This window comes from Streptomyces sp. NPDC059169 (assembly GCF_042755225.1).
In the GTDB taxonomy this organism is placed as follows: domain Bacteria; phylum Actinomycetota; class Actinomycetes; order Streptomycetales; family Streptomycetaceae; genus Streptomyces.
In genome coordinates this window covers 204,220-230,514 of the sequence record NZ_JBHZCF010000007.1, presented here as the reverse complement: position 1 = coordinate 230,514, position 26,295 = coordinate 204,220, and the positions used below count along the sequence as shown (strand labels likewise).

At 70.8% G+C, this 26,295-nt stretch carries 21 protein-coding genes; 11 read left to right on the top strand and 10 right to left on the bottom strand.

The genetic code is table 11. The annotated features are described in order from the left end of the window. The first annotated feature begins 83 nt into the window (after positions 1–83). Positions 84–2,255, top strand: coding sequence for a SpoIIE family protein phosphatase (locus ACFXOM_RS15795; protein ID WP_385038163.1), 2,172 nt, complete (start codon positions 84–86; stop codon positions 2,253–2,255). Here ACFXOM_RS15795 and ACFXOM_RS15790 read toward each other — a convergent pair. The 3 genes from ACFXOM_RS15790 to ACFXOM_RS15780 all read right to left on the bottom strand — a co-directional run bounded on the left by ACFXOM_RS15790 (position 2,165) and on the right by ACFXOM_RS15780 (position 5,100). Further along, positions 2,165–3,289: an AI-2E family transporter gene (locus tag ACFXOM_RS15790; protein ID WP_384929325.1), complete on the bottom strand. Its 1,125-nt coding sequence runs from the start codon at positions 3,287–3,289 to the stop codon at positions 2,165–2,167. The genes ACFXOM_RS15795 and ACFXOM_RS15790 overlap by 91 nt on opposite strands. A gap of 207 nt (positions 3,290–3,496) precedes the next feature. Beyond that, on the bottom strand, positions 3,497–4,456 hold the full coding sequence (locus ACFXOM_RS15785; protein WP_384929328.1) for a pirin family protein: 960 nt from the start codon (positions 4,454–4,456) through the stop codon (positions 3,497–3,499). Between the two features lie 143 nt (positions 4,457–4,599). After that, positions 4,600–5,100, bottom strand: coding sequence for an SseB family protein (locus tag ACFXOM_RS15780; RefSeq protein ID WP_384929331.1), 501 nt, complete (start codon positions 5,098–5,100; stop codon positions 4,600–4,602). Positions 5,101–5,358: 258 nt separating this feature from the next. Between ACFXOM_RS15780 and ACFXOM_RS15775 the strand changes: the two genes are divergently transcribed. The 3 genes from ACFXOM_RS15775 (at position 5,359) to ACFXOM_RS15765 (ending at position 9,233) form a co-directional block, all read left to right on the top strand. Then, the gene (locus tag ACFXOM_RS15775; RefSeq protein WP_384929334.1) at positions 5,359–7,185 is read left to right on the top strand and encodes an acyl-CoA dehydrogenase; all 1,827 of its coding nucleotides are present in this window, start codon (positions 5,359–5,361) and stop codon (positions 7,183–7,185) included. Positions 7,186–7,469: 284 nt separating this feature from the next. Beyond that, the gene (locus ACFXOM_RS15770; protein ID WP_384929337.1) at positions 7,470–8,771 is read left to right on the top strand and encodes a M18 family aminopeptidase; all 1,302 of its coding nucleotides are present in this window, start codon (positions 7,470–7,472) and stop codon (positions 8,769–8,771) included. Positions 8,772–9,014: 243 nt separating this feature from the next. After that, the gene (locus tag ACFXOM_RS15765; RefSeq protein WP_384929340.1) at positions 9,015–9,233 is read left to right on the top strand and encodes a DUF6458 family protein; all 219 of its coding nucleotides are present in this window, start codon (positions 9,015–9,017) and stop codon (positions 9,231–9,233) included. 192 nt (positions 9,234–9,425) lie between these two features. Here ACFXOM_RS15765 and ACFXOM_RS15760 read toward each other — a convergent pair whose 3' ends face one another. After that, a complete protein-coding gene (locus tag ACFXOM_RS15760) occupies positions 9,426–11,240 on the bottom strand; it encodes an NHL domain-containing thioredoxin family protein (RefSeq protein WP_384929343.1) in 1,815 nt (604 codons plus the stop codon). Positions 11,241–11,443: 203 nt separating this feature from the next. Between ACFXOM_RS15760 and ACFXOM_RS15755 the strand changes: the two genes are divergently transcribed. The 3 genes from ACFXOM_RS15755 (at position 11,444) to ACFXOM_RS15745 (ending at position 14,876) form a co-directional block, all read left to right on the top strand. Beyond that, the gene (locus ACFXOM_RS15755) at positions 11,444–12,343 is read left to right on the top strand and encodes a CAP domain-containing protein (RefSeq protein WP_384929346.1); all 900 of its coding nucleotides are present in this window, start codon (positions 11,444–11,446) and stop codon (positions 12,341–12,343) included. 241 nt (positions 12,344–12,584) lie between these two features. Continuing rightward, positions 12,585–12,770, top strand: coding sequence for a hypothetical protein (locus ACFXOM_RS15750; protein WP_384929348.1), 186 nt, complete (start codon positions 12,585–12,587; stop codon positions 12,768–12,770). 300 nt (positions 12,771–13,070) lie between these two features. Beyond that, positions 13,071–14,876 carry an alpha/beta fold hydrolase gene (locus tag ACFXOM_RS15745; protein WP_385038160.1) on the top strand — a complete coding sequence of 602 codons (1,806 nt, stop codon included), beginning with the start codon at positions 13,071–13,073 and terminating at the stop codon, positions 14,874–14,876. A gap of 280 nt (positions 14,877–15,156) precedes the next feature. Here the strand turns inward: ACFXOM_RS15745 and ACFXOM_RS15740 are convergent, their stop codons facing one another. Continuing rightward, entirely contained in the window at positions 15,157–15,984 is an 828-nt protein-coding gene (locus tag ACFXOM_RS15740; RefSeq protein WP_384944052.1) for a carbon-nitrogen family hydrolase, read from the bottom strand. A gap of 167 nt (positions 15,985–16,151) precedes the next feature. On the opposite strand from ACFXOM_RS15740, the gene ACFXOM_RS15735 reads away from it, so the two are divergent. After that, complete coding sequence (locus tag ACFXOM_RS15735; protein ID WP_384929356.1) at positions 16,152–16,976, top strand: maleylpyruvate isomerase family mycothiol-dependent enzyme; 825 nt, start codon at positions 16,152–16,154, stop codon at positions 16,974–16,976. 284 nt (positions 16,977–17,260) lie between these two features. Here the strand turns inward: ACFXOM_RS15735 and ACFXOM_RS15730 are convergent, their stop codons facing one another. Both ACFXOM_RS15730 and ACFXOM_RS15725 read right to left on the bottom strand, forming a co-directional pair. Next, on the bottom strand, positions 17,261–18,562 hold the full coding sequence (locus tag ACFXOM_RS15730) for a nitrate/nitrite transporter (RefSeq protein WP_384929359.1): 1,302 nt from the start codon (positions 18,560–18,562) through the stop codon (positions 17,261–17,263). Further along, the gene (locus ACFXOM_RS15725; protein WP_384944050.1) at positions 18,559–19,209 is read right to left on the bottom strand and encodes a GntR family transcriptional regulator; all 651 of its coding nucleotides are present in this window, start codon (positions 19,207–19,209) and stop codon (positions 18,559–18,561) included. Before ACFXOM_RS15725 ends, ACFXOM_RS15730 begins: the two co-directional genes overlap by 4 nt. 299 nt (positions 19,210–19,508) lie before the next feature. Here ACFXOM_RS15725 and ACFXOM_RS15720 point away from each other — a divergent pair, with 299 nt between their 5' ends. After that, positions 19,509–20,375, top strand: a complete 867-nt coding sequence (locus ACFXOM_RS15720; RefSeq protein WP_384929681.1) for a D-alanyl-D-alanine carboxypeptidase family protein — start codon at positions 19,509–19,511, stop codon at positions 20,373–20,375. 150 nt (positions 20,376–20,525) lie between these two features. Here the strand turns inward: ACFXOM_RS15720 and ACFXOM_RS15715 are convergent, their stop codons facing one another. Genes ACFXOM_RS15715 through pdhA form a run of 3 tightly spaced genes read right to left on the bottom strand, consistent with a single transcriptional unit; the run spans position 20,526 to position 24,083 of the window. After that, positions 20,526–21,932 carry a dihydrolipoamide acetyltransferase family protein gene (locus ACFXOM_RS15715; protein ID WP_384929365.1) on the bottom strand — a complete coding sequence of 469 codons (1,407 nt, stop codon included), beginning with the start codon at positions 21,930–21,932 and terminating at the stop codon, positions 20,526–20,528. A gap of 10 nt (positions 21,933–21,942) precedes the next feature. Then, complete coding sequence (locus tag ACFXOM_RS15710; protein WP_384929368.1) at positions 21,943–22,923, bottom strand: alpha-ketoacid dehydrogenase subunit beta; 981 nt, start codon at positions 22,921–22,923, stop codon at positions 21,943–21,945. A gap of 2 nt (positions 22,924–22,925) precedes the next feature. Beyond that, entirely contained in the window at positions 22,926–24,083 is a 1,158-nt protein-coding gene (pdhA, locus tag ACFXOM_RS15705; protein WP_384929371.1) for a pyruvate dehydrogenase (acetyl-transferring) E1 component subunit alpha, read from the bottom strand. Between the two features lie 326 nt (positions 24,084–24,409). Between pdhA and ACFXOM_RS15700 the strand changes: the two genes are divergently transcribed. Both ACFXOM_RS15700 and ACFXOM_RS15695 read left to right on the top strand, forming a co-directional pair. Then, a complete protein-coding gene (locus tag ACFXOM_RS15700; RefSeq protein WP_384929374.1) occupies positions 24,410–25,066 on the top strand; it encodes a response regulator in 657 nt (218 codons plus the stop codon). Positions 25,067–25,238: 172 nt separating this feature from the next. Further along, positions 25,239–26,282: a phosphotransferase gene (locus tag ACFXOM_RS15695; protein WP_384929378.1), complete on the top strand. Its 1,044-nt coding sequence runs from the start codon at positions 25,239–25,241 to the stop codon at positions 26,280–26,282. The last annotated feature ends 13 nt before the right edge of the window (positions 26,283–26,295 follow it).

Below are 26,295 nucleotides of genomic sequence, written 5' to 3'. Positions count from 1 at the left end.
CTTCCCGGATTACCCCCGGGGCGGGCCGGAGGCCGCCGCCACCCAGCAGGTGACGGCGACGACATCGCGAATACAGTGGGGAAATGCGCACCGAGGACGTCCTGGCCGCGATCGCGACCGGTGTATGGAGCTGGGACGACGCCTCCGGGACGGTCACCCTCGACGCCGAGGCCGCCCGGCTGCTCGGGCTGGCCGGGCCCGGCACCCACAGCGAGTCGGCCGTACGCTCCCGCTTCCACCCGGTGGATTGGAACGAGGTCAGCGGCATCGTCGGTCTCGCCCTGGTGGAGGAGACCCTCGCAGAGGCCCGCATGCGGATCGTGGACGGGCGGGGCCGGGTGCTGCGCACCGTGCGGGGCCGTTGCAGGCCGGTCCAGGAGAACGGGACGTACCAGCTGACGGGGACGATCCAACAGGTCGCCGAACCCCAGCCGGGCACGAGCGCCCGGACCCCCGTCACCGGTGACTGGCGCCGCTCCCGCGAGGCGTTCCTCCTGGACGCGGGCCGGGCGCTGGCCGAGGCGCGCTCCACGGCCGAGGTGCTCCGGGTGGCCGCCTCGCTGTCGATGCCGGGGTTCTCCCCGGACGGTCTCGCCGTCTTCGGCGTCGACGGCGACCGGCTCAGGGTCATGGGCCACCAGGGTTTCCACCGCACCGACCGGGGTCCGCTCGCCGACATGCCGCTGGACACGGAGTACCCGGCGGCCGAGGTCATACGCACCGGCCGCGCCCTGTACTTGCCCGCGCCCGAGGACTACCGCAGCCGCTACCCGACCTTCTGGCCGCTGATCGAATCGTTCGGCCGGCAGTCCTGGGCTTTCCTCCCCCTCACCGTCGCGGGCCGCACCATGGGCGCCTGGATGGCGGCGTTCAAGCACCCCGTGGCGTTCACCCCCGACGAACGGTCGGTCCTGACCACCGTGGCCAGGATGCTGGCGCAGGCCCTGGCCCGGGCCGGGGTCGCCGAGAGCGAGCGCGAGCTCTCGAAGGGGCTGCAGCGTTCGATGATGCCCTCCCTCGGCTCCGGCATCCCCGGGATGTCGGTGGCGGCGCGGTACGTCCCGACCGGCGGTGGTCTGCAGGTCGGCGGTGACTGGTACGACCTGATCCCCTTGCCGAACGGGAAGATCGCCCTTGTCATCGGCGACGTGCAGGGGCACGACGTGCGGGCCGCCGGGTTGATGGGGCAGCTGCGGATCGCACTGCGCGCGTACGCCTCGGAGGGCCACCGCCCCGACGCCGTGTTGTCCCGCGCCTCCCGGTTCCTCACCGGGCTGCACGACTACACGGAGAGCGAGGCGTTCGACGACGGCGACCCGGTCGGCCCCTACAGCGGTCCGCGCTTCGCCACCTGCCTCTACCTGGAGTGCGATCCGGCGAGCGGCAGCCTCGAGATCGCACGCGCCGGTCATCCCGACCCCGCGATCCGGATGGCGGACGGCACCGTGATCATGCGACCCACCGCAGGGGGCCTGCCGCTCGGGATCGACCCGGACAGCGACTACCCGACCACCCAGGTCGTCCTGGAACCCGGCGAGACGATCATGATCTGCACGGACGGGCTGCTGGAGACCGGCGGACACGACATGGACAGCGGCTGGGAGCGGATCCGCACGGTACTGGAGGAGCACCAGGACGAGACCGGCACGTTGGAGAAGCTGGCCGACGCGCTCGTCCAGGCCGTCCACGGGCCCGCGTCGCACCACACCACCGGTCCGCTCGCCGACCGGCGCGAGGACGACGTCGCGGTCGTGCTGCTCTCCCGGCACGGCGCACCGGCCCGCCGGGCGCCGCGCCGCACGGTCCTCACCGTCGCCCAGGCCGAGCCGGAGCGGATCGCCGGGGCCCGCGGCCAGCTGCGGGACCTGCTCCACGACTGGTTGGACGCGGAGCAGGTCGACTCGGCGGTGCTGATGGTGTCCGAGATGGTCACCAACGTCCTCGTCCACACCGACGGCGACGCGCTGATGGTGGCGGAGGCGGAGGGGGAGCACGGCAGCCGGAGGCTGCGCGTGGAGGTCTCGGACGCCAGCGACGAGCTGCCGCACATACGGCGGCCCGGCGAGCTGGCGTCGTCCGGCCGCGGTCTGGTGCTGATGGAGATCCTCGCGGACGCCTGGGGGGTGGATCCCCGTGGCGAGGGCAAGTCGATCTGGTTCGAGCTCTACGAGCCGGGGCCGCCGGACGGTTCAGCGGCGCCACCGCCGTCCGCTCCGCCGGTCGGACCGTCGGTGGGTTCACCGACCGGTGCGTAGCGCCTGCGCAGCTCGCCCAGGACCCCGAAGGCGGCGGCGGTCACGGGTACGGCGAGCAGCATCCCGAGGATCCCGGCGATGCCGGCTCCCGCAGTGATCGCCAGCATCACGACCGCCGGGTGCATCTGCACCGTGCGGCTCTGGATCACCGGCTGCAGGACGTGCCCCTCCAGCGCCTGGACGGCGAGGACGACGCCGAGCGCCCAGAGTGCGATCACGAACCCCCGGTCGGCGAGCGCCACCAGCACGGCTAGCGATCCCGAGATGAACGCCCCCAGGTACGGGATGTAGGCGAAGACGAAGACGAGCGCACCGAGCCCGGCCGCTCCCGGCACCCGGAGGACCAGCAGGCCGACGGTGATGCACACGGCGTCGATCAGGGCGATGAAGGTGGTGCCGCGCATGAAGCCTTCGACGGCGCCGAAGGCGCGCTGCGCCATGGACTCCAGGGTGTCGCCGGTGGACCGGGGCGCGAGGGTGCGCAGGGCGCGCAGGGCCCGGTCGGAGTCCCGTAGGAAGAAGAAGATCAGCAACAGGGACAGCACGGCGATGGCGATCATCTGGGCGACCACGCTGATCCCGGAGATCACTCCGGAGGCCGCGGTACCGCCGAACTTGGCGAGCAGGTCCTTGGAGTTCGACGCCAGGTCGTCCAGCGAGGTTCCCGCGGCGCCGAAGTGCCTCGTGAGGTCCCTGGCGGCCTGCCGGAGCGAAGAGATGATCTGGTCGCCGCTCTCGACCAGCGCATTGACCACGATGTACAGCGCCCCGCCGACCACGGCGACCACTGCGGCACAGGTCAGCCCGGCGGCGAGGCTCCGCTGCACCTTCATCCGGACGAGCCACCGGTAGAGCGGTCCGAGCAGTGCCGTACCGAGCAGGGCGAGCAGCACGGGGATGACGGCCGTCTTGAAGGTGGTGACCAGCCACACGCCGACCGCGACGACCCCGGCCACCAGCAGGACGACCACGCACCAGGCGGCGACGCGTCGAACGGGTTGGGGCAGGAGGGGTTGCACGGGACCGGTCTGCACGGCACCCAGCCGATCACGCCGCGGACGGGCGCACCCCTCCATGGGGACCGGCTGGGTGACGGCTCATCAGGTGAGCGCCTCCGGGTGGGTGGTGTTCGGGGCACGGGTCCCGGGGGAAGCGGCGGCCGGCGCACCAAGCGCCGGTGCGCCACCCGTCCTGCGGTTGCGCCGCCCGCCCGCCCCGCCCGCCTGAGGTGCGACGCGCCGTCACATCCCGTGTACGGCGGGGATGGTGCCGAGCCTGCCCTTCTGGAAGTCCTCGAAGGCCTGGCGCAGTTCCTCGCGGGTGTTCATCACGAAGGGTCCGTAGTGCGCCATCGGCTCGCGGATGGGCCGTCCTCCGAGCAGGACGATCTCCAGGTCACCGGTGTGCGAGCCGTTCTGGGTGTCGTCGGCCCACACGGTCAGCGCACCGCCGTCCCCGAACACCGCGGTCTGGCCCATGTGGATCGGCCGCCGCTCGGTGCCGACCGCGCCCCGGCCGGCCAGGACGTACGCGAGCCCGTTGAAGTCCTCGCGCCAGGGGAGGGCGATCCGGGCGCCGGGCCGCAGGGTCGCGTGGATCATGGTGATGGGGGTGTGGGTGATCCCGGGACCCTGGTGGCCGTCGAGCTCGCCCGCGATGACCCGCAGCAGCGCACCGCCGTCCGGGGAGGTCAGCAGTTGCACCTGGCCGCCGCGGATGTCCTGGTAGCGCGGGTCCATCATCTTGTCGGCGGCAGGGAGGTTGACCCACAGCTGCAGCCCGTGGAACAACCCGCCGGACATGACGAGCGACTCCGGCGGGGCCTCGATGTGCAGCAGACCGGACCCGGCGGTCATCCACTGGGTGTCGCCGTTCCGGATGGTCCCGCCGCCGCCGTTGCTGTCCTGGTGGACGAACGTCCCGTCGATCATGTAGGTGACGGTTTCGAAGCCTCGGTGCGGGTGCCAGGGGGTTCCCTTCGGCTCGCCCGCTCCGTAGTCCACCTCGCCCATCTGGTCCATCATGATGAACGGGTCGAGGTGGCTGTAGTCGATCCCGGCGAACGCGCGGCGCACCGGGAAGCCCTCCCCCTCGAACCCGCTCGGCGCCGTGGTCACGGCGAGCACGGGACGCGACGGCGCGTCGGCGGGTGCGGTGACGCGCGGCAGGGTCAGCGTGTTCTCGACAGTCACTGCAGGCATGGGGGTGACCTCCTTGTACGCCCAGATTAGTTGAAGAGTGAACTTCTTGCCACCCGGAACGCAGAACGCCCGGGAGGAATTCCTCCCGGGCGCCCACCACGATTCCACCCGCACCGACGCACACGCGCCGGCCGGCACGCGCATCAGCCGTACATACGGCGCATCGCGAAGTCGACCATCTGCTCCACCGCCTTGGCGTCGAACACCATGCGATGCTCCCCCTCCATGTCCAGGACGAACCCGTACCCGGTCGGCAGCAGGTCGATCACCTCGGCCCCCGTGATGACGAAGTACTTCGACTCCTTGCCCGCGTACCGCCGCAGCTCCTTCAACGACGTGAACATCGGGATCACCGGCTGCTGGGTGTTGTGCAGGGCCAGGAAGCCGGGGTTGTCGCCCCGCGGGCAGTAGACCTTCGACGTGGCGAAGACCTGCTGGAAGTCCTCGGCCGACAGCGACCCGGTCGTGAACGCCCGCACCGCGTCCGCGAGCGACGGCGGCGACGGCTCCGGATACAGCGGCTGACCTCCGTATCCGGGCGGCTGCTCGCCGTAACCGCCACCCGGCATGCCGCCAGCCATCGGCTGCTGCGGCGGGACACCGTAGTGCTGCTGGGCACCGGGGTTCTGGTCGTAGCCGTACATGGGCGCAAGCCTACCGAGCCGGCACGGCCGCCGGGCCCGACCGCCCGGTCCGCTCCCACACCTCCCGCCGCCGACCCGACCGGGGTCCGGGGGCTCCGGGCGCGCGCAGCCCGCACCACCGCGTGCGCCGCACGTCACACTTGCCCGGATAGGGGTTGCTTCTTATTACCGACGGGTAGCATCATCGGGACTACCAACTGGTAGACCTGTGTACTGCCGCACGAGGAACCCCTCCCGATCCGTTACGGAGCCGTCGCCATGGGGCACTACAAGTCGAATCTCCGCGACATCGAGTTCAACCTCTTCGAGGTGCTCGGCCGCGACAAGCTGTACGGCACCGGCCCGTTCGCGGAGATGGACGTCGAGACCGCAAAGAGCATCCTCGAGGAGATCGCCCGCCTCGCGGAGAACGAGCTCGCCGAGTCCTTCGCCGACGCCGACCGCAACCCGCCGGTGTTCGACCCCGAGACCAACACCGCTCCGGTCCCGGCGTCCTTCAAGAAGAGCTACAAGGCCTTCATGGACTCCGAGTACTGGCGCCTCGGCCTGCCGGAGGAGATCGGCGGCACCACCGCGCCCCGCTCGCTCGTGTGGTCCTACGCCGAGCTGCTGCTGGGCTCGAACCCCGCGATATGGATGTACTCCTCGGGTCCGGCGTTCGCCGGCATCCTCTTCGAGGAGGGCAACGAGGCACAGAAGAAGATCGCCCAGATCGCGGTCGAGAAGCAGTGGGGCTCCACGATGGTCCTCACCGAGCCGGACGCCGGCTCGGACGTCGGTGCCGGTCGCACCAAGGCCGTCCAGCAGGAGGACGGCTCCTGGCACATCGAGGGCGTGAAGCGCTTCATCACCTCCGGTGAGCACGACATGGAGGAGAACATCCTCCACTACGTGCTGGCGCGCCCCGAGGGCCACGGCCCCGGCACCAAGGGCCTGTCCCTCTTCCTCGTGCCCAAGTTCCACTTCGACTGGGAGACCGGCGAGCTCGGCGAGCGCAACGGCGTCTACGCGACCAACGTCGAGCACAAGATGGGCCTCAAGGCGTCCAACACGTGCGAGATAACGTTCGGCGACCAGCACCCCGCCAAGGGCTGGCTGATCGGCGACAAGCACGACGGCATCCGCCAGATGTTCATGATCATCGAGTTCGCCCGCATGATGGTCGGCACGAAGGCGATCTCCACCCTGTCGACGGGTTACCTGAACGCGCTGGAGTACGCCAAGGAGCGCGTCCAGGGCTCGGACCTGTCGCAGTTCATGGACAAGACCGCGCCCAAGGTCACCATCACCAACCACCCCGACGTGCGCCGCTCGCTCATGATGCAGAAGGCCTACGCGGAGGGCATGCGCTCCCTCGTCCTCTACACCGCCTCGGTCCAGGACGACATCGCGACGAAGGAGGCCGCGGGCGAGGACGCCAAGTCCCTGCACGGCCTGAACGACCTGCTGCTGCCGATCGTCAAGGGCTACGGCTCCGAGAAGGCCTACGAGCAGCTGGCCCAGTCACTGCAGATCTTCGGTGGCTCCGGGTACCTGCAGGAGTACCCGATCGAGCAGTACATCCGCGACGCCAAGATCGACACCCTCTACGAGGGCACCACGGCGATCCAGGGCCAGGACTACTTCTTCCGGAAGATCGTCCGTGACCAGGGCGCCTCGCTCAACCTGCTGGCCGAGGAGATCAAGAAGTTCCTCGCGGTCGGCACCGGCGGCGACGAGCTGGCAGGAGTCCGCGACGCGCTCACCAAGGCCGCCGTCGACCTGGAGGCGATCGTCGGCCGCATGCTGACCGACCTCACCGCCACCGGCGAGGACGTCAAGAACATCTACAAGGTCGGCCTCAACACCACGCGCCTGCTGATGGCCTCCGGCGATGTCGTCGTCGGCTACCTGCTGCTGCGCTCCGCGGCCGTCGCCGCGGAGAAGCTGGAGACCGCTTCCTCGAAGGACAAGGCCTTCTACCAGGGCAAGATCGCGGCCGCGAAGTTCTTCGCCGCCAACGTCCTGCCGGGCGTCGCCATGGCCCGCGAGATCGCCGAGGGCGTCGACAACGACCTGATGGAGCTGGACGAGGCGGCGTTCTAGGCCGATCCGGCCCGGTCCACGGGCCCGGAACGCCGCACGCAAAGGCCCGCCCCACCTGGGGCGGGCCTTTGCGCACACGGTCGCGCCGAACCTATCGGTGCGGACACCCCTCGGACGTCCCGATCCACCAACCCCCTGCGGGCGACCGGACGTCGAACCCCACGCGGCGGAGAGCACCCCCGGGGGGCGATGGGAACGGCGGCGCCGCAACACCGTGCCGCGCGCTCACCACGATCCGGCGCACGGCCGCCCGGCCGCCGGACGGCCCTCATAGGCTGGGGACCATGACCAGCAACGCACCTTCCCGCTTCGACCGCGGACACACCGATGACCTGATGACCTTCCTGGCGGCGAGCCCCACGCCGTACCACGCCGTCGCCGGCGCCGCCGAGCGCCTGGAGAAGGCGGGGTTCCGGCAGGTCCGGGAGACCGACGCCTGGGACGGCAGCACGGGCGGACAGTACGTCGTACGGGGCGGAGCGATCATCGCCTGGTACGTGCCGGAGGGTGCCGCACCGCACACACCGTTCCGGATCGTCGGTGCGCACACGGACTCGCCGAACCTCCGGGTGAAGCCCGAACCCGACATGGGCTCCCACGGCTGGCGGCAGATCGCCGTGGAGGTGTACGGCGGACCACTGCTCAACTCCTGGCTCGACCGCGACCTGGGCCTCGCCGGACGGCTCTCGCTGCGCGACGGCACGACCCGCCTGGTGAACATCGACCGCCCGCTGCTGCGCGTCCCACAGCTCGCCATCCACCTGGACCGCTCGGTCCACGAGAAGGGCCTCCAGCTCGACAAGCAGCGGCACATGCAACCGGTCTGGGGCCTGGGCGGCGACGTCCACGACGGCGACCTGATCGCGTTCCTCGAGGAGGAGTCCGGGATCGAGGCGGGGGAGGTCGCCGGTTGGGACCTGATGACGCACGCGCTGGAGGCTCCCGCGTACCTCGGACGCGACCGGGAACTGCTGGCCGGTCCCCGCATGGACAACCTCATCTCCGTCCACGCCGGCACGGCCGCGCTCACCGCGGTGTCCGCCCGGGACGGCCTCCCGTACATCCCGGTCCTCGCCGCCTTCGACCACGAGGAGAACGGCTCCCAAGCGGACACCGGCGCAGAGGGCCCGCTGCTCGGGTCGGTACTGGAGCGTTCGGTGTTCGCCCGCGGCGGGTCCTACGACGACAAGGCGCGCGCCCTCGCCGGCACCATCTGCCTCTCGTCCGACACCGGGCACGCCGTGCACCCCAACTACGCGGAACGGCACGACCCCACGCACCACCCGCGCGCGAACGGCGGCCCGATCCTGAAGGTCAACGTCAACCAGCGGTACGCCACCGACGGCAGCGGACGCGCCGTGTTCGCCGCCGCGTGCGAGCGCGCCGGGGTGCCCTGGCAGACCTTCGTCTCCAACAACGCGATGCCCTGCGGCACGACGATCGGGCCGATCACCGCCGCCCGACACGGCATCCAGACCGTCGACATCGGTGTGGCGTGCCTGTCGATGCACAGCGCGCGCGAGCTCTGCGGAGCGGACGACCCGTACCTGCTGGCGAACGCGCTCGTGGCCTTCCTCGAAGGCTGACGCACCGTCTGCCGGACGCGCCCCGCAACCCGTCACGACCAGGTACCGCGGGGCGCGTCCGCCGGCCGCCGCCCATCGGCCGGGACGCGGCGGCACCACCCGTGCCCCGCACCTGACGAACCGGCCCCACGCACCGGGCGGTCGGCGCCCGCCGCCGGGTACCGGTTGACGTGAACGCGCCCTGCGTAGGTGCTACGGGTCGGGGTACCCGTACCACCCACGCGGATTCAGGAGGCGTACATCATGGGCCTGGGAGGCTGCATCCTGCTGATCGGTGCGGGGGCGATCCTCACCTTCGCGACCGACTGGAAGACCGAGAGCGTCAACCTCGACCTGGTCGGACTGATCATGATGGCGGTCGGCATCATCGGCGTCGCCACGTTCACGAGCATCGCACGACGGCGGAGGGCGGTCGTACCGCCGGTCGCACCCACCTACGTCGACGAGAACAGGCCGATCTGACGCCGCCGGCATCCGGGAAACACCGTGCCGTGCACGGTGTTTCCCGTGCTTCTCCTGCAACACCCCACGGACTCGGTGCGCCACCGGGTCACCCACACCCCCTCGGCACGGGTGACCGGTTGCCCGGACGCCAGGGCGGGACGGCAGGCCCGGCGCCAGGAGCCGCCCTGCACAACAGCCCGGCAGGACCGGCTACCCGTCCATCCCCGCGAGCACCAGTGGCAGCCGCGCCGCGCCGCCCTCCGTCACCCGTACCGGAACTCCCCAGTCCTGCTGGTGCACGTGGCAGGCCGGGTACTCGTTGTCCGGATCGTCGTCGCACGACGCGGCCATCGCCGACACGTGCAGCACGCCCCCCGTCACCTCGGGGTCCAACCGCAGCTCACGGAACAGGTCGGTCCCCGAACCCCCGCCGCCCGCCAGCAGCTCCGGCGGGGTCGAGGAGACCAGCAGCCGCGTCGACGGCCCGTACCTCGTGTCCAGCTTCTGCCCCGACGGCGGCTGGAACACCACGTCCAGCCTCAGCGTCCCCGGGGCGACCTCGGTCGCGGCCCGCTGCGTACGGTGGGCGACGGCCTCGACCCGGACGGCCTCTTCGGGCAGCCTCAGCCGGGTCAGCCGGTGCCGCGCGGACTCCACCACGACGATGTCCCCGCCCGCGAGCACGGCACCGGACGGCTCGCGGAGATCGGTCGCGAGGGTCGTCACCTCATTGGTCGCCGGATCGTAGCGGCGCAGCGCGTGGTTGTAGGTGTCGGACACCGCCACCGACCCGTCGGGCAGCGCGGTGACGCCCAACGGGTGCTGGAGGAGCGCCTGACCGGCCTCGCCGTCACGGTGCCCGAAGTCGAAGAGGCCCGAGCCGACGGCCGTGTGGACCACCCCGTCGGTGTCGATCCACCGCAGTGCGGACGTCTCCGCATCGGCGATCCACAGCCGGTCCGGGGTGGCCGCGAGCCCGGACGGCTGTGCGAACCACGCTTCGGCAGCCGGTCCGTCGACCAGTCCCTCGTTCGTCGTGCCCGCGGCGGCCTCGACCGTCCCGGACTCCGGGTCGTACGTCCAGAGCTGGTGGACACCGGCCATGGCGATCCACACCTTGCCCTGCCACCACGCGACGTCCCACGGCGACGAGAGGTCCACCTCCAGGGCCGGGCCGGAGGTCGGCGAGCCCTGCCACCACTGGCGCCCGGTACCGGCGACCCGCTCGACGGCACCGCTCGACGGGTCGTACGCCACCAGCGCGTGGTTGACGGTGTCCGCGACGATCACCCGCGCTCCCCCGGAGGCTCGGGGGAGCAGCGCGAGGCCCTGCGGCTCGCGGAAGTCCCCGTCACCGATCCGGCGCACGACGGTCTCACCGTCCGGTCCCAACTCGACCAGTTGGTGCCGGGTCGTGTCGGACACCAGGAAGTTGCCGTCCGGGAGCAGCACGGCTTTGCCCGGGAAGCGCAGATCGGTGGGCACGGGCTCCGGCGGCACGTACGGGCCGTCACCACGCCGCAGGGTGCCCTTCGCCCGGTGCTCCGCCTCCAGTTCCTCGACCAGCCGCTCGATGGCGTGGGCGTGGCCCTCGCCGGCGTGCTGGGCGACGACGTACCCTTCGGGGTCGATCACCACCAGCGTGGGCCAGGCCCGCACGGCGTACTGCTTCCAGGTCGCGAGCTCGGGGTCGTCGAGCACCGGGTGGTGCACGCCGTAGCGCTCGACAGCGTCGACCACGGCCTGGTGATCGGCCTCGTGCACGAACTTCGGCGAGTGCACGCCGATGATCACCACGGTGTCCCGATGCTTCTCCTCCAACTCCCGGAGCTCGTCCAGGACGTGCAGGCAGTTGATGCAGCAGAACGTCCAAAAATCCAAGATCAATGTGCGACCTCGGAAGTCGGCGAGCTTCAGGTCCTTCCCGCCGGTGTTGATCCAACCGCCCTTGCCGATCAGCTCGGGGGCACGGACACGGGCACGTCGGCGGGGCTCGGGGGTGGGCGCCGGGGCAGCATCATTCATGCTTCAAGCCTGCCATCCGGCCCGTAGTCTCCGGATGGCTCCGCTCAGGGTGCGGACCGGCTGCGGACCGGCTGCGGACCGGCTGCGAAGAAGATACGGAGAGAGGGATTCCGGGTGCGCGGCGGAAAACCGTTATCGCAGGGCCGCGCCCCCGGTCTCCCCTCTTGCCGGACGGACCGGCGCGTGCGGAGAGCGGAGCTGCGATGCACCACGGCGACGGCCACGACTGGCACACGGAAGACCTGTGGAGCGGCGCCGGCCGGTATCAGGTGGGCCGCAGCAGTGGGCATCGGGCCGTGCGGAAGGGGCGGCACGGTCGTCGTCGGCAGGCGGGACTCGCTGAGGTCCCCAGGATCTCCACGAACATGATCGTGGGCGGCCTGGCGGCCGCCGTGGTTGCGGGCGGCGCGTTCGCGCTCACCGGCAACGGCACGGACGACGGGACGACGGGCGACGCGTCCTCGGCCGTCCAACAGACCGCGGAGGACCCGAGAGCGGACCGGCTGCCGGGTACGGTCCTACCGGGGTTCACACCCGTGGCCCCGACCCCCCGGCCCCCTGCCGGAACGCCCGCGGCGGGCGCGACCAAGAGCCCCACCGCCCCGACCCGGCAGACCGGGGCCCCCTCCACCGGCCCCGCCCGGAACACGGCTCCGCCCGCCGCGGCAGGCCCCACGAGCCCTTCCCCGTCGGCCGGCACACAGCTCACCGGCGCGGCCGCCGAGTACGCCGACATCATCGTCCAACTGGTCAATCTCGAACGGGCGAAGGCGGGCTGCTCCCCCGTGCGAGCGGACGCCCTGGTGCAGGCGGCGGCCCAGGCGCACGCCGACGACATGGCCGCACACGGCTACTACGCGCACGTGAGCCCGGGGGGCGGTCACGCCAACGACCGGATGCGCACGGCGGGTTATCCGGCGGGCAAGTGGGGGGAGAACCTCCACCGGGGGCCGTCGAACCCTGCCGTCGCCATGCGCGACTGGATGGCGAGCCCGGCACACCGCGCGAACATACTGGACTGCGAGTTCGAGGACGTGGGCGTCGGGGTGAACCTCAGCGCCAACGGCCCCTGGTGGGTGGAGAACTTCGGCTCCAGGGGCTGACGCGGCCTTCTCGGGTGCGGCCGGGCCAACTCTCCAGCGGAGCCGGGACACGGGGGCTGTCCGGGGTGTTTTCACTCGTGGTCGGGCGCCCGACTGCTGCGCGGGCGGGTGATGCTCGGCCTGGTCTCCGGCGCCACCGGCCACGCCTTCGACCTCGCCGCGTTCCTCGCGGACTTCCACGACGCCCACCCGTCGGTCGAAGTGGCGCTACCGAGGACACCATGGAACGGATACAGGCGCCGTGCTCCTGGCTGGTGAGCTCGACATCGCCGTCCTGGGGCTCGCCGGGGAGGTGCCCCTGCCCGGGGCGGCCGCCCGGACAGTGATCGACGTCCCGCTGTTCGCCGCGGTCACGCCCGGCGATCCGCTGCTCGACCGCGGCGACGGCACGAGCGGGCGTCGGGGATCGGCCGGCCGCCCCGGATGACGTCGGTGATCTCGGCGGGGCACGTCGTTCCGGTGGGCGAGTGGGCGAGCACGTTGTGCGCGGCGAGGCAGTAGGTGCAGCGGACTGTACGGTCGCCATTCGTGGAGCACGCGCTCCACGAATAATGCGGGCGGAGCCGTGGGGCGCCACGTTTCGCGGGGCGTGGCGTAGGTGAGGCGCGAGAGTGGATATCGCAGCAATATCACCAGTTCTGGCGCATGTTGATGACGTATCAGTTCGGTTCCTTCTGCTCTGATCATGATGCCGATCGGCATCCGTTCACAGAGAAGGTGGTTACGCATGACCAGTGACCCGACTCCGTCGGTCACCGAAGCGACGCTCACCGACATCGCCACCAACGGCATCTGGGGTCCAGGCCACAGCGTCAGTCAGGCCGTCGTCGATGTGTCCAGGGCGCTGCTCGCCTCCCTTCAGGGTGAGGAGGGCGTCGAACTCCCGCCGGAGCTCTCGGAGCTGGTGGCCGAGGTGCAGCGGATCGCCACGATCACACTCCCCCGCATCACCACGCACGACGATGTCCGGCTGTCGGCGTTCAGGATCAACCTGAAGGACGACGCCCCGCACCCGGTGGTGATCGTGCCAGCCGGCTGGAACCCGTTCGGCTGGCTGCCCTTCCTCTACGCGTACCTCAAGCTGGCGCAGCGCGGCTACCACGTGCTCGCCTACTCGCCGCGCGGCATCGGCATCGAGGGCTGGCTGTCGACCTCCGAGGGTTTCGTCGATGTGGCCGGGCCCAACGACTGGGCCGACGGCTCGCATGTGATCGACTACGCGCAGCAGACCCTTGAGCCCAGCCGGATCGGCTTCCTCGGCGAGTCCTACGGCTCCGGGATCAGCCAACTGGTCGCCGCGCACGACCCGGCCGACCGGGTCGACGCCGTGGTCGCGCTGAGCACCTGGGGGAACCTCGCCACCAGCCTGTACAACAACGGCACCCGGCACCTGGAGGCCGTGCAGGCGCTGATCGACTTCACGGGCGGCCCGCTGGAGAAGAAGTTCGACGAGAGAGCCCAGCAGCTCCTCAAGGACTTCCTGAGCGGCCGGAACCTCGACGATGTGGTCGAGTGGGGCACCGACCGCTCCCCGGAGACGTACGTCGACCACACCAACGCGCGCGACATCCCGACGTTCATCTCGAACACCTGGCACGAGACGCTGTTCCCGGTCAACCCGGTGCTCGACCTCTTCGAGCGGGTCACCGTGCCGAAGCGGCTGAACCTGTGGATCGGCGACCACGGCGCCCCCGAGGGCCCCGGCCTGGCCGGGCTGGTGCCCGGGGTGCCGTTCCCCGGGCTGGCGGAGCCGACGCGGGAGGCCTACGAGTGGCTGGACTACCATCTGCTCGGCGTCGACAACGACGTGCCGAACTGGCCGGCGGTGAACAGCCAGAGCATGTTCACCTACCAGACGGTCGCCGTCCCGGGCGACACCAACCCGATCACCGTGCCGGCGCGCCGCGAGACGTACGCGTCCTGGCACGAGGCCACCACCGGCAGCGAGGTCTGGTACCTCACCGGCGCCGGCGACACCGGTGACGCCTCACTGACCGAAGAGCCGGCCGTCGGGTGGTCGCGGGACTTCAAGGCCGGCGCCCTGACCTCCTCCATCGCTGGCGAGCTGCTCAAGGCCGGGCAGCGGGAGTGGTTCGGCAACCCCAACAGGTACAAGTTCGCGGAATTCGAGCGCGATCAGCTGCTGGTCTGGTCGACCGACCCGCTGACCGGCCCCGGTGAGGTGGCCCGCCGGATCCGGGGCGCCGCCACCGTGCGGCTCACCGTGCGCAGCAGCGTCGACGCCGCCACCGTGGTCGCATACCTGTACGACGTCGCCCCGGACGGCACCGCCCGGATCATCACCCACGAGCCGTACACGACCACCGCCCTGACCTCGAAGGCCGACACCACCATCGTCTGGCTCCTCCAGGCCGTCTCCTACGACCTGCCGGTCGGACACCGCCTCGCCCTGGTGATCAACAGCCGTGACCCGCTGTACTCCCACGCGGGCTCGGACCTCCCCGCCCTCACCGCCATCACGGTCAGCTCCGTGAGCGAGAGCGAGGCCCGGCTGGAACTGCCGCTGGGCTGATGCCCCAGGGCTCCACTGCCCGTACAGCAGCCCGCCGATCGGTGTACAGCGGGCTGCTGTACGGGTGTCGCCATCATGCGGTGGCCGCGGGTCACGGCATTGACGCCACCCGTTGGCTGGCGATGTTCGACCAGGCGATGGCTCGTATCGCGGCCGGTTCACGCAGGTGAACCGCGTGCCGCGGCCCGCGCCTTCCTCGGACGATCGAAGGCACCATGGCTCACAGCTTCGCACGGCAGGTCGCACCACGGTTCGGCCAACGCCACCAAGGAGACAGGGCCTATGCCTGCGACGGACGCTCCGGCGGCGGTGCGAGCCCGAGGAGGCGGTCCTTGAGGGCCGGGAACTGCTCCCTGGTCTCGGCGGGCTTCGCGGGATCGAGGTCGACGGTCAGGACCTCCTCACCCGCGCCCGCCTGTGCGAGCACCTGGCCCCAGGGGTCGACGACGATGCTGTGGCCGGACTGTTCGACCCCCGCGTGGGTACCGGAGCAGGCGCAGGCGAGGACGTACGACTGGTTCTCCACGGCGCGGGCCTGGTTGAGCAGGGTCCAGTGGGCGCGGCGGCGCTCGGGCCATCCCGCCGAGACGACGAGGACGTCGGCGCCCGCGTCGACCAGGCCCCGGAAGAGCTCGGGGAAGCGCAGGTCGTAGCAGGTCGCGAGGCCGAGGGTGACATCCGGGAGCGGTACGGTGACGAGTTCCCTGCCGGCGGCCATCATCACGGCCTCGCCCTCGTCGAATCCGAAGCGGTGGATCTTCCGGTAGGAGCGGACGAGCCGCCCTTCGGGCGAGAAGACCAGCGAGGTGTTGTAGAGGACGCTCGCGGACCGGCCGTCGGGCGACGGGGCCCGCTCGACGATGGAGCCCGCGTGCAACCAGACTCCCGTGTCGCTCGCGGCCCGGGCCATCACGGCGTGGGTCGGCCCGTCGAGCGGCTCGGCCTCCTTCTCGAAGGATTCGTAGGCGAACGCTCCGACGGGCCACAGCTCGGGGAGGACCACCAGGTCGGAGCCCTGCTGGTCACGTACGAGGGAAGCCGCCCGCCGGCGGCGGGAATCAATGGATTCGTCCGGGTCTACTGCGAACTGGATGAGCGAGGCGCGCACACTACCACCGTCCTGGCATTCGAGCCGTCAACACGGGCCTACGATCGTCACACGAAAGCACTGCCGGGGTGCCCAAGGGCAGCGTACTGTTCTCTCCCGGGGGGCCACCCCCGGCACCCCCCGCAGCTGCCCAGTACCTGGCCCGCGCACGACCGTCGAGGGGTTCCGTGACCGCCCATCCCAGTCTCCAGACCTACGCCGACGCCTGGACCCACTCCATCGACGCCATAGCCGAGCTGGTGCAGCCACTCGTCGAGGGGGAATGGAACCGCGCGACACCGTGTCCCGGGTGGTCGGTGCGCGACATCGTGTCGCACGTCATCGGCATGGAATGCGAGATGCTCGGTGACCCCCGGCCGATCCACACCCTGCCGCGCGATCTCTACCACGTGCGCGACGAGTTCGCGCGCTACATGGAGATGCAGGTCGATGTTCGTCGGCACCACACCGCGCCGGAGATGACGTCGGAGCTGGAGTACACGATCATCCGTCGGAACCGGCAGCTGCGGAACGAGAACCGTGCCCCCGACACGATGGTCCGCGCCCCGCTCGGCGCCGAGCAGACGCTCGAGCTCGCCTACCGGATGCGGGCGTTCGACGTCTGGGTGCACGAGCAGGACCTCCGTACCGCATTGGGGGTTCCCGGCAACCTCGATTCCCCCGGAGCCCTGGTCGCGCGGGACAACTTCCTCGCGGTCCTTCCGAAGGTCGTTGCCAAGGACGCGGGCGCGCCGCCGAACTCGGCAGTGGTCTTCGACGTGAGCGGGCCCGTGGAGTTCCTGAGGACGGTACGGGTGGACGCGGAGGGGCGCGGCTCGATCGACGGTTCGCCGTCCCTGGGACCGGCCGCGACGCTGGCGCTGGACTGGGAAACGTACGTGCGGCTCGCCACGGGGCGGGTCAGGCCCGCGGCCGTGGCCGACCGCATCAAGATCGAGGGCGATTCGGACCTGATGCAGGCCATCCTGGACCGGTTCGCGGTGACGCCGTAGCCAGTGGTCCGACGGCGGTCCGGATCGCGCGCGGGGGTGCGTCCCCGCCGTCGCCCCTGGCTGCTGGCACCGGGCCCACGACACCGGACCGCGCGTTCCTCTTCGGCGTCCCGGGCACGGGCCGGTGGCCCACCGCTCCCGGCCACCTCCCGTGGCCCGGTGGGCCGGTGGGCCGGTGGGGCGCCCGGCCGTGACCAAGCGTCGGGCGACGGGGCGCCCCCGGTCCGAAACGGCCTCGTGGTGGCCGCCGGAGCCGGGCGACACCATCGCGCCGTGCCGGTCCGTCACGCGGGGACGTGCAGCGCTTCCACCCTGCTGGCCACCAGCCGCTCCTGCTCCAGTCGCACCGTGCGCCCCCGCAGTCGCAGGATCTGCCAGACGCCCAAGGCCTCCAGGGCGAAGACCGAGGAGAACGCGAGGCGGTAGTTTCCGCCGGTCGTGTCCAGCAGGACCCCCACCGCCAGCAGCGTCGTCATCGACGCGACGAAACCGCCCATGTTGACGATGCCGGAAGCGGTGCCCTGGCGTTCCGGGGGATTGGCAGGACGCGCGAAGTCGAAACCGATCATCGACGCCGGACCACAGGCCCCGAGGGTCGTGCAGAGCGCGACCAGCAACCACACGGGGGCCCGGTCTCCCGGCCAGAGGAGGGTCGCTCCCCAGAACGCCGCGGTCACCGCGACGGTTCCGAGGGCGAGGGGGGCGCGCGCGGCACGGTGCCGGGCGATGACCTGGCCGTAGACCAGGCCCACCACCATGTGCGACACCACCACCAGGGTGAGCAGTTCACCCGCCCTCTCCCGGGAGAGCCCCTGCGCCTCGACGAGGAAGGGCATGCCCCACAGCAGCAGGAACACCATGGCGGGGAACTGCGTGGTGAAGTGCACCCACATACCGAGCCGGGTACCGGGCTCGCGCCAGGACCGGGCGATCTGGCGGCGGACGAAGACGGCGCCGGCGTGCTCCACGGGTGCCGGCGCGTACCCCTTCGGATGGTCCTTGAGGAAGAGCACGAGCAGCACCAGGACGACCACACCGGCCGACGCGCTGCCCGCGAAGGCCGCCGTCCAGCCGAGGCCGTGCAGCATCCGGGAGACGACGAGGGTCGAGACGAGGTTCCCCGCCATGCCGAAGAGCGCGGCGATCTGGGCGACGAGCGGACCGCGGCGGGCCGGGAACCAGCGTGAGCCGAGCCTCAGCACGCTGATGAAGGTCATCGCGTCGCCGCAGCCGAGCAGGGCGCGGGACGCGAGGGCCGTCCCGTAGGACGGGGAGAGCGCGAAGCCGAGCTGTCCCGCGGTGAACAGCACCACGCCGATGGCCAGGACCTTCTTGGTGCCCAGGCGGTCCACGAGGAGGCCGACGGGTATCTGCATCCCCGCGTACACCAGGAGTTGGAGTATGGAGAAGGTGGAGAGCGCAGAGGCGTTGACGTCGAACCGGTCTGCGGCGTCGAGGCCGGCGACGCCCAGCGACGTGCGGAAGATGACGGCGACGAAGTAGACGGCGACGCCGATGCCCCAGACGACGAGGGCGCGGCGGCCACCCGGAGGGTCGCCGGGAAGGGAGCGGGGCTCTCCGCTCATCGCGCCTCACCCCGGACGAGCACCGTGACCCAGCCCAGGTGGCGGCGCACGCACTCCGCGGCAGCCTCCGGGTCGCCTGTCCTGATGACGTCCAGCAGTTCGGCGTGCTCGGCGACGTTCTTGGCGATCCGGTCGGGGTGGGCGTGCATCACGGCCACGCCCATGCGCAGCTGGCGGTCGCGGAGTTGGTCGTAGAGGCGCGAGAGGATCTCGTTCCCCGCGTGACGGACGATCTCCGCGTGGAAACACCGGTCGGTGACGGCGACATCGGCCAGGTCGCCCGACTCCGCGCGCCGCCGGTGCTCCTCCAGGAGCTCCTCCAGGCGGGCGATGAGCCGTGGGGGTGCGGGGACGGCCTTGCGCACGGCGAACTCCTCCACCAGCAGGCGGGTTTCGACGACGTCGGCGATCTCCTGGGCGGACACCGCGAGGACGAGCGCGCCCTTCTTCGGGTAGAGCTTGAGCAGCCCTTCCATCTCGAGCTTGAGCAGCGCTTCGCGGACGGGCGTGCGGGAGACGCCGACGGCGTCGGCGAGCTCGCCCTCGGTGAGGAGCGTGCCTCCCTCGTAACGGCGGTCGAGAACGGCCTGCTTGATGTGGTCGTAGACGCGGTCGGCGGCAGGCTGTCGAACGGGAGCGGCGGGCATGCGCACAGCTTAGATACAACAGGGGTGCAACAGGAACGGATGTCCAGCATGCAGACGGCCGGGGTGCGGACCGGGCGTCGGGGCAAGGAGGTCCAGGCGCCACTCGTGCATCCATCCGCGATGCTCACGCGTCTCACAGCGGGACCCTCCTTTCCCTCGGGCCCCACTCGACTGTGAAAGCGACGACTTTCAACGCATTCCCGACCATCGGAGCGTTACCTTTGATATCCAGCCACAAGGGCCTGCGCCGTGCCGCCACCGTTGCTCTCGCCGGCGGTCTGCTGCTGACGGCCTCGCCCATGGCCGCTCCCGCGCAGGCAGCGGTACCGATCCCGAGCATCAGCGCCAAGGGCGGCTTCCTGCTCGACCAGGCGGACGCCAAGCCGATCTACGGCAAGGCCAACAACACGCGCCGACAGATGGCCAGCACCACCAAGCTGGTCACGGCCATAACGGTGCTCACCATCCCCGGCGTGGACCTCAACAAGAAGATCACCGTCAAGCAGGAGTACCGGAACTACGTCGTCCGCGAGGGCGCGAGCACCGCGGACCTGCGCACCGGCGACAAGCTGACCGTCCGCCAACTGCTGTCGGGGATGATGCTCCCGTCGGGCTGCGACGCGGCCTACGCGCTGGCCGACGCCTACGGCACCGGGACGACGTCTGCCGCCCGCACCAAGTCGTTCATCGGCAAGATGAACGCGAAGGCCAAGCAGCTCGGCCTGGTGAACACCAAGTTCGATTCGTTCGACGGCATCTCGGCCGCGGGGAACAACTACACGACCCCGTGGGACATGGCGAAGCTCGCGCGCCACGCGATGAGCAGCGCCACCTTCCGTGACGTGGTGAAGGCCCAGTCCTACAAGACCACCGCGACGACCAGCACGGGCGCCACCCGCACGTACACCTGGTACAACACCAACACGCTCCTCGGCTCCTACAGCGGTGCCATCGGCGTGAAGACCGGCACAGGCACGGCCGCCGGCCCCTGCCTCGTCTTCGCCGCCACCCGCAACGGCAAGACCTACGTCGGAGTCGTCCTCGGCAGCTCCAGCACCACCGAGCGCGCCAAGGACGCGGCCAAGCTGCTGGACTTCGGCTTCGGTTCGACCTCCGCCCGGACGATGCAGCTGCGCTCGCTGCCGTCCGGCGCGCAGCGCGACTGACCCGGCGCCCGTCTGACGGCACCCGACGAAGAGGCCCGTCCGCCGTTGCGGACGGGCCTCCGCCGCTTCTGAGTACGGTGGCGACACGACGGAGGTCCCGTGGCGCGCGGCGTCACGGGACCTCCCCCAGTACCGCTCGTGGACCGTTGATCAGGCCCAGGTGATCAGCCGCTTGGGGTTCTCCAGGATCGCGGCGGTGTCCGCGAGGACCTTGGAACCCAACTCACCATCGACCAGCCGGTGGTCGAACGACAGCGCCAGCGTGGTGACCTGACGGGGCTTCACCTTGCCCTTGTGGACCCATGGCTGGAGCTTGATCGCACCGACCGCGAGGATCGCGGACTCGCCCGGGTTGAGGATCGGCGTACCGGTGTCGACGCCGAAGACGCCGACGTTGGTGATGGTCACCGTGCCGCCCTGCATGGCTGCCGGGGTGGTCTTGCCCTCGCGCGCCGTGCTCACGAGCTCGCCGAGCGCCTCGGCCAGCTGCGGAAGGGTCAAGGCGTGCGCGTCCTTGATGTTCGGCACGATCAACCCGCGCGGAGTGGCCGCGGCGATGCCCAGGTTGACGTAGTGCTTGAGCACGATCTCCTGGTTCGCCTCGTCCCAGGCGGCGTTGACGTCCGGGTTGCGCTTGATCGCGACCATCAGCGCCTTGGCGATCAGCAGCAGCGGGTTGACCCGCAGCCCGGCCATGTCCTTGTCGGACTTGAGCTCCTCGACGAGCTTCATCGTGCGCGTCACGTCCACCGTCACGAACTCGGTGACGTGCGGCGCGGTGAAGGCGCTGCCCACCATCGCCTGGGCGGTGGCCTTCCGTACGCCCTTGATGGGGACGCGGGTCTCCCGGGCGCCGACGACCGGGGCGGCGGCAGGAGCCACGGGCACGGGCTCGGCAGCCGGGGCGGGCACCCCGACCGGCGCGGCCGGAGCCGCGGCGGCGTGGACGTCCTCACGGGTGATGATCCCGTCGGGGCCGCTCGGCACGACCGTCGCGAGATCCACGCCGAGGTCCTTGGCCAGCTTGCGCACCGGGGGCTTGGCGAGCGGCCGCGCCGCGGGGGCCGCGGCGCCGTGCCCGTTGAGCTCGGCCTGCACGGCGGCCTGGACGGCCTGCTTCTGCTCGGGCGTCGAAGCACCCTTGCGCGGACGGCGCTTGGTGGACGACTCGGCCACGCCGTAGCCGACCAGCACGGGCTGGCGGCCCTTCGGCGCGTCGTCGTCGGCCTCCGGCTCGGCGGCGGCGAGCGAGGGCTCGGTGGCCGCCGGCGGCGGCTCCTCGGCCGGTCCTGAGCCCGGCGCCACGTCCACGGTGATGATCGCCGTGCCGACGTCCACCGTGGTGCCTTCGGCGAAGCGCAGCTCGTGCACCACACCGTCGTAGGGGATCGGCAGCTCGACGGCCGCCTTCGCGGTCTCGACCTCACACACGACCTGACCGTCGGTGACCGTGTCACCGGGCTGCACGTACCACTTGAGGATCTCGGCCTCGGTGAGTCCCTCGCCCACGTCGGGCATCTTGAACTCGCGGAAGCGGGTGTCCGTCATCGTCGTCACGAACCTCTCCTCAGTACGCCAGCGAGCGGTCGACGGCGTCGAGCACCCGGTCCAGTCCCGGCAGGTACTCCTCCTCCAGCCGGGCCGGCGGGTACGGGGCGTGGAATCCGCCGACCCGCAGCACCGGGGCCTCCAGGTGGTAGAAGCACCGCTCGGTGATCCGGGCGGCGATCTCCGCGCCCGAGCCGTAAAAGACGGGGGCCTCGTGGACGACGACCAGCCGGCCGGTCTTCTCCACCGACGTCTGGACGGTGTCGAAGTCGATGGGGGACATCGACCGCAGGTCGACGACCTCGATCGACTTGCCCTCCTCCTGGGCGGCCGCGGCGGCCTCGAGGCAGACCTTCACCATCGGGCCGTAGGCGGCGAGGGTCACGTCCGTGCCCTGGCGGGCGACGCGGGCGACGTGCAGCGGGTCCGGGATGGCCTCGGTGTCGACCTCGGCCTTGTCCCAGTAGCGGCGCTTCGGCTCGAAGAAGATCACCGGGTCATCGCTCTGGATCGCCTGCTGGAGCATCCAGTAGCCGTCCGAGGCGTTCGACGGGGAGACCACCTTGAGCCCCGCGACATGGGCGAAGAGCGCCTCCGGCGACTCCGAGTGGTGCTCCACCGCGCCGATGCCGCCGCCGTACGGGATGCGGACGACGACCGGCAGCTTGATCTTGCCGAGCGCGCGGGCGTGCATCTTCGCGAGCTGGGTGACGATCTGGTCGTACGCGGGGAAGACGAAACCGTCGAACTGGATCTCGACGACGGGCCGGTAGCCGCGCAGGGCGAGACCGATCGCGGTGCCGACGATGCCGGACTCGGCGAGCGGGGTGTCGATGACCCGCTCCTCGCCGAAGTCCTTCTGCAGCCCGTCGGTGATGCGGAAGACCCCGCCGAGCTTGCCCACGTCCTCGCCCATGATGAGGACCTTGGGGTCGGTGTCGAGGGCCTTGCGCAGCGACTCGTTGAGCGCCTTGGCGAGTGACATCTTCTCTACGGCCATGGCTACTTGCCCTCCTGCGGTGCATCGGCGAACGACGCCTGGTAGGCGGCGAACTGCGCGCGCTCCTCGTCGACCAGGGCGTGCCCGTCGGCGTAGACGTTGTCGAAGATCGCCATGTCGTCCGGGTCGGGCATGGCGCGTACGGCCTCGCGTACGCGCTTCGCGAGCGCGTCGCTCTCCTCGTCGAGGGCGGCGAAGAACGCCTCGTCGGCGTGGCCCTCGGACTCCAGGTACTTGCGCAGCCGCAGGATCGGGTCCTTGGCCTCCCAGGCCGCCCGCTCGTCGTCGTGGCGGTACCGGGTCGGGTCGTCGGAGGTGGTGTGGGCGCCCATCCGGTACGTGAACGCCTCGACCAGGGTCGGGCCCTCGCCACGGCGTGCGCGCTCCAGCGCGGAGCGGGTCACCGCGAGGCAGGCGAGCACGTCGTTGCCGTCGACCCGGACGCCCGGGAAGCCGAAGCCCTGGGCGCGCTGGTACAGCGGCACGCGGGTCTGGCGCTCGGTGGGCTCGGAGATCGCCCACTGGTTGTTCTGGCAGAAGAACACGACCGGCGCGTTGTAGACCGCCGAGAAGGTGAACGCCTCGGCGACGTCGCCCTGGCTCGACGCACCGTCACCGAAGTACGCGATGACCGCGGAGTCGGCGCCGTCCTTGGCGATTCCCATGGCGTAGCCGGCCGCGTGGAGCGTCTGCGAGCCGATCACGATCGTGTACAGCTGGAAATTGTTGCTGTTGGGGTCCCAGCCGCCGTGGTTCACGCCACGGAACATGCCGAGCAGGTTCGTCGGGTCGACCCCGCGGCACCAGGCGACGCCGTGCTCGCGGTAGGTCGGGAAGACGTAGTCGTCGTCGCGGAGGGCACGGCCGGAACCGATCTGAGCCGCCTCCTGGCCGAGCAGCGAAGCCCACAGGCCCAGCTCGCCCTGGCGCTGGAGCGCGGTGGCCTCGGCGTCGAAGCGCCGGGTGAGGACCATGTCCCGGTAGAGCCCGCGGAGCTCTTCGGGGCCGAGGTCGATGCTGTACTCCGGGTGCTCGACCCGCTCCCCTTCTGGCGTCAGCAGCTGGACGAGCTGGGGTTCGCTGCTCGCTGGCTTCTTCGCGGCGCTGACGCGCTTACTGCTGCGGCGCGGTTTGCGCGCGGCAGTGCTCTCCACGGTCACGTGCGTGCTCCTCCGTCGGTCCGGCCCCCGGGATCCGCCGGGGTCCAGTGCGGCTCGCCTGTATCCCTACGGTTGCACGGGGTGGGGTGCGGCTCTGCCGGGAACAGGCGTGACAGGTGCCCCGGCGAGCGCCTGCCAAAGGCACGTTACCCAGTGGGCCGCATTCCTGCGAAACCCCATTTGACCTGCATTTTTGCTTGGATTTCCAAGTAAATCGGCAAAGCGGGGGAACAACCACTGGTCACAGCCTTGCAGGCTGCCGGAACACCGGCACGTTATCCCGGGTACCCCGGGCATTGGAAGAGTGAATATGTGAGACTGGCCCCGTGCCCGAAGAAGGAAAAATCACTGTATTTCTACTTGACGACCACGAGATTGTCCGCCGCGGCGTTTACGAGTTGCTGACGGCGGAGGGCGACATCGAGGTCGTCGGCGAAGCGGGCACGGCGGCAGACGCGCTGGTCAGGATCCCTGCAACCCGTCCCGACGTGGCAGTGCTCGACGTACGCCTGCCGGACGGCAGCGGTGTCGAGGTGTGCCGGGAAGTTCGTTCGGGCAACGAGGACATCAAGTGCCTCATGCTCACGTCCTACGCGGACGACGAGGCCCTGTTCGAAGCGATCATGGCCGGGGCTTCGGGATACGCCCTGAAGGGGATCCGGGGCGCCGAACTGCTGACGGCCGTGCGGGAGGTGGCCGCGGGGAAGTCGCTGCTCGACCCGGCCGCCACCGCCCGGGTCCTGGAACGGCTTCGCGACGGCGAAGGGCCGAGGAACGACAAGTTGGCGAGCCTCAGCGAGCAGGAGCGCAGGATCCTGGACCTGATCGGGGAGGGCCTCACCAACCGGGCCATCGGAGAGCGCCTCCACCTCGCCGAGAAGACCATCAAGAACTACGTGTCCAGCCTGCTCGGCAAGCTGGACATGGAGCGGCGTGCGCAGGCCGCGGCCTACGTGGCGAGGCTGCAGGCGGAGCGTCGCTGACGTGTTCCGCCGGGAGTCGACCACGTGACGGGACTCCCCGTAGGAGCCGCGAGGCACACGCTGCACGACGACACCCACCGCCCTGCAGCGGATGTCGTTCCGCATAGGCCCCAGGTCCCGTCATGTCAAGGGGCGACATCGCCGACACGCTGCGTGATCTAACATCTGGCAAGTGCCGCGCTCATTTGATACCGCCTCGCCTCCGCTCGGTGCGCTGCTGCGCCGGTACGAAGACGCGGGCGAGCCCCTGTCCTGCGAACCCGTCACCCAGGGCCTGCTCAACCGCGGCTACCGCCTCGCCACGACACGCGGCACCTACTTCCTGAAGCACCACCTGGACGCCCCCACCGCCGACCGCGCCACCATCGTCCGTCAGCACCGGGCCACCCAGCGTCTGCACTCCCTCGGCGTCCCGGTCGCCCCGCCCGTCCAGGACGCAGCCGGTGACACCGTTGCGGTGATCGGCGGCCGGGCCTACGCGCTGCACCCCTGGGTGGACGGCAGACACCGGCGCGGCGCCCAGCTGACCACGGCCGAGTCCCGCCGGCTCGGCGCACTGCTCGGCCTGGTCCACACCGGGCTGGAACAGGTGATGGACGCCGAGCAGGGCCGCCGCGACGCACCCGACCACCCGTACGACAGCGCCGACCCCGAGGAGACCTTCGCGCTCATCGACGAGTTGCTCCGTCTGTCCCGCGGACACCGGCCGCGGGACAGTTTCGACGTGCTCGCCGAACACCGGCTTCTCGAGCGGCGCCTCCTGCTGGAGCGCCACGCCCACCGGCGGCCACCGCCCGCCACCGCGGGCGGCTGGGTGCACGGGGACTTCCACCCGCTGAACGTCCTGTACCGCGGCGACCACCCGGGTGCCGAACCGGCCGCGATCGTCGACTGGGACCGGTTGGGTGTGCAACCGCGCGCCGAGGAGGCGGTGCGGGCCGCCGCGATCTTCTTCGTCCGGCCCGCGGGCACCCTGGAACTCGCCAAGGTCCGGGCGTACGCACGCGCCTACCGCCGGGCGGCCGGAGCAGGCAACGCGGAACTCGCCGCCGCCGTGCACCGGGTGTGGTGGGAGCGGCTCAACGACTTCTGGATACTGCGCTGGCGCTACCAGCTCCACGACCGCAGGGCCGACCCGCAGTTTCCTGCGGTGTCGGCCCTGGCAGTGTGGTGGACGCGCGAGTACGACGCGGTGTGCGAGGCCTTCGCCGGCTGACGGCTCAGGCGGC

Bases quoted from the DNA above. Each gene is read 5' to 3' on its own strand.
- ACFXOM_RS15795 (WP_385038163.1), top strand. From the start codon at position 84: ATGCGCACCGAGGACGTCCTGGCCGCGATCGCGACCGGTGTATGGAGC.
- ACFXOM_RS15785 (WP_384929328.1), bottom strand. From the start codon at position 4,456: ATGCCTGCAGTGACTGTCGAGAACACGCTGACCCTGCCGCGCGTCACC.
- ACFXOM_RS15780 (WP_384929331.1), bottom strand. From the start codon at position 5,100: ATGTACGGCTACGACCAGAACCCCGGTGCCCAGCAGCACTACGGTGTC.
- ACFXOM_RS15775 (WP_384929334.1), top strand. From the start codon at position 5,359: ATGGGGCACTACAAGTCGAATCTCCGCGACATCGAGTTCAACCTCTTC.
- ACFXOM_RS15770 (WP_384929337.1), top strand. From the start codon at position 7,470: ATGACCAGCAACGCACCTTCCCGCTTCGACCGCGGACACACCGATGAC.
- ACFXOM_RS15765 (WP_384929340.1), top strand. From the start codon at position 9,015: ATGGGCCTGGGAGGCTGCATCCTGCTGATCGGTGCGGGGGCGATCCTC.
- ACFXOM_RS15760 (WP_384929343.1), bottom strand. From the start codon at position 11,240: ATGAATGATGCTGCCCCGGCGCCCACCCCCGAGCCCCGCCGACGTGCC.
- ACFXOM_RS15755 (WP_384929346.1), top strand. From the start codon at position 11,444: ATGCACCACGGCGACGGCCACGACTGGCACACGGAAGACCTGTGGAGC.
- ACFXOM_RS15745 (WP_385038160.1), top strand. From the start codon at position 13,071: ATGACCAGTGACCCGACTCCGTCGGTCACCGAAGCGACGCTCACCGAC.
- ACFXOM_RS15730 (WP_384929359.1), bottom strand. From the start codon at position 18,562: ATGAGCGGAGAGCCCCGCTCCCTTCCCGGCGACCCTCCGGGTGGCCGC.
- ACFXOM_RS15725 (WP_384944050.1), bottom strand. From the start codon at position 19,209: ATGCCCGCCGCTCCCGTTCGACAGCCTGCCGCCGACCGCGTCTACGAC.
- ACFXOM_RS15720 (WP_384929681.1), top strand. From the start codon at position 19,509: ATGGCCGCTCCCGCGCAGGCAGCGGTACCGATCCCGAGCATCAGCGCC.
- ACFXOM_RS15710 (WP_384929368.1), bottom strand. From the start codon at position 22,923: ATGGCCGTAGAGAAGATGTCACTCGCCAAGGCGCTCAACGAGTCGCTG.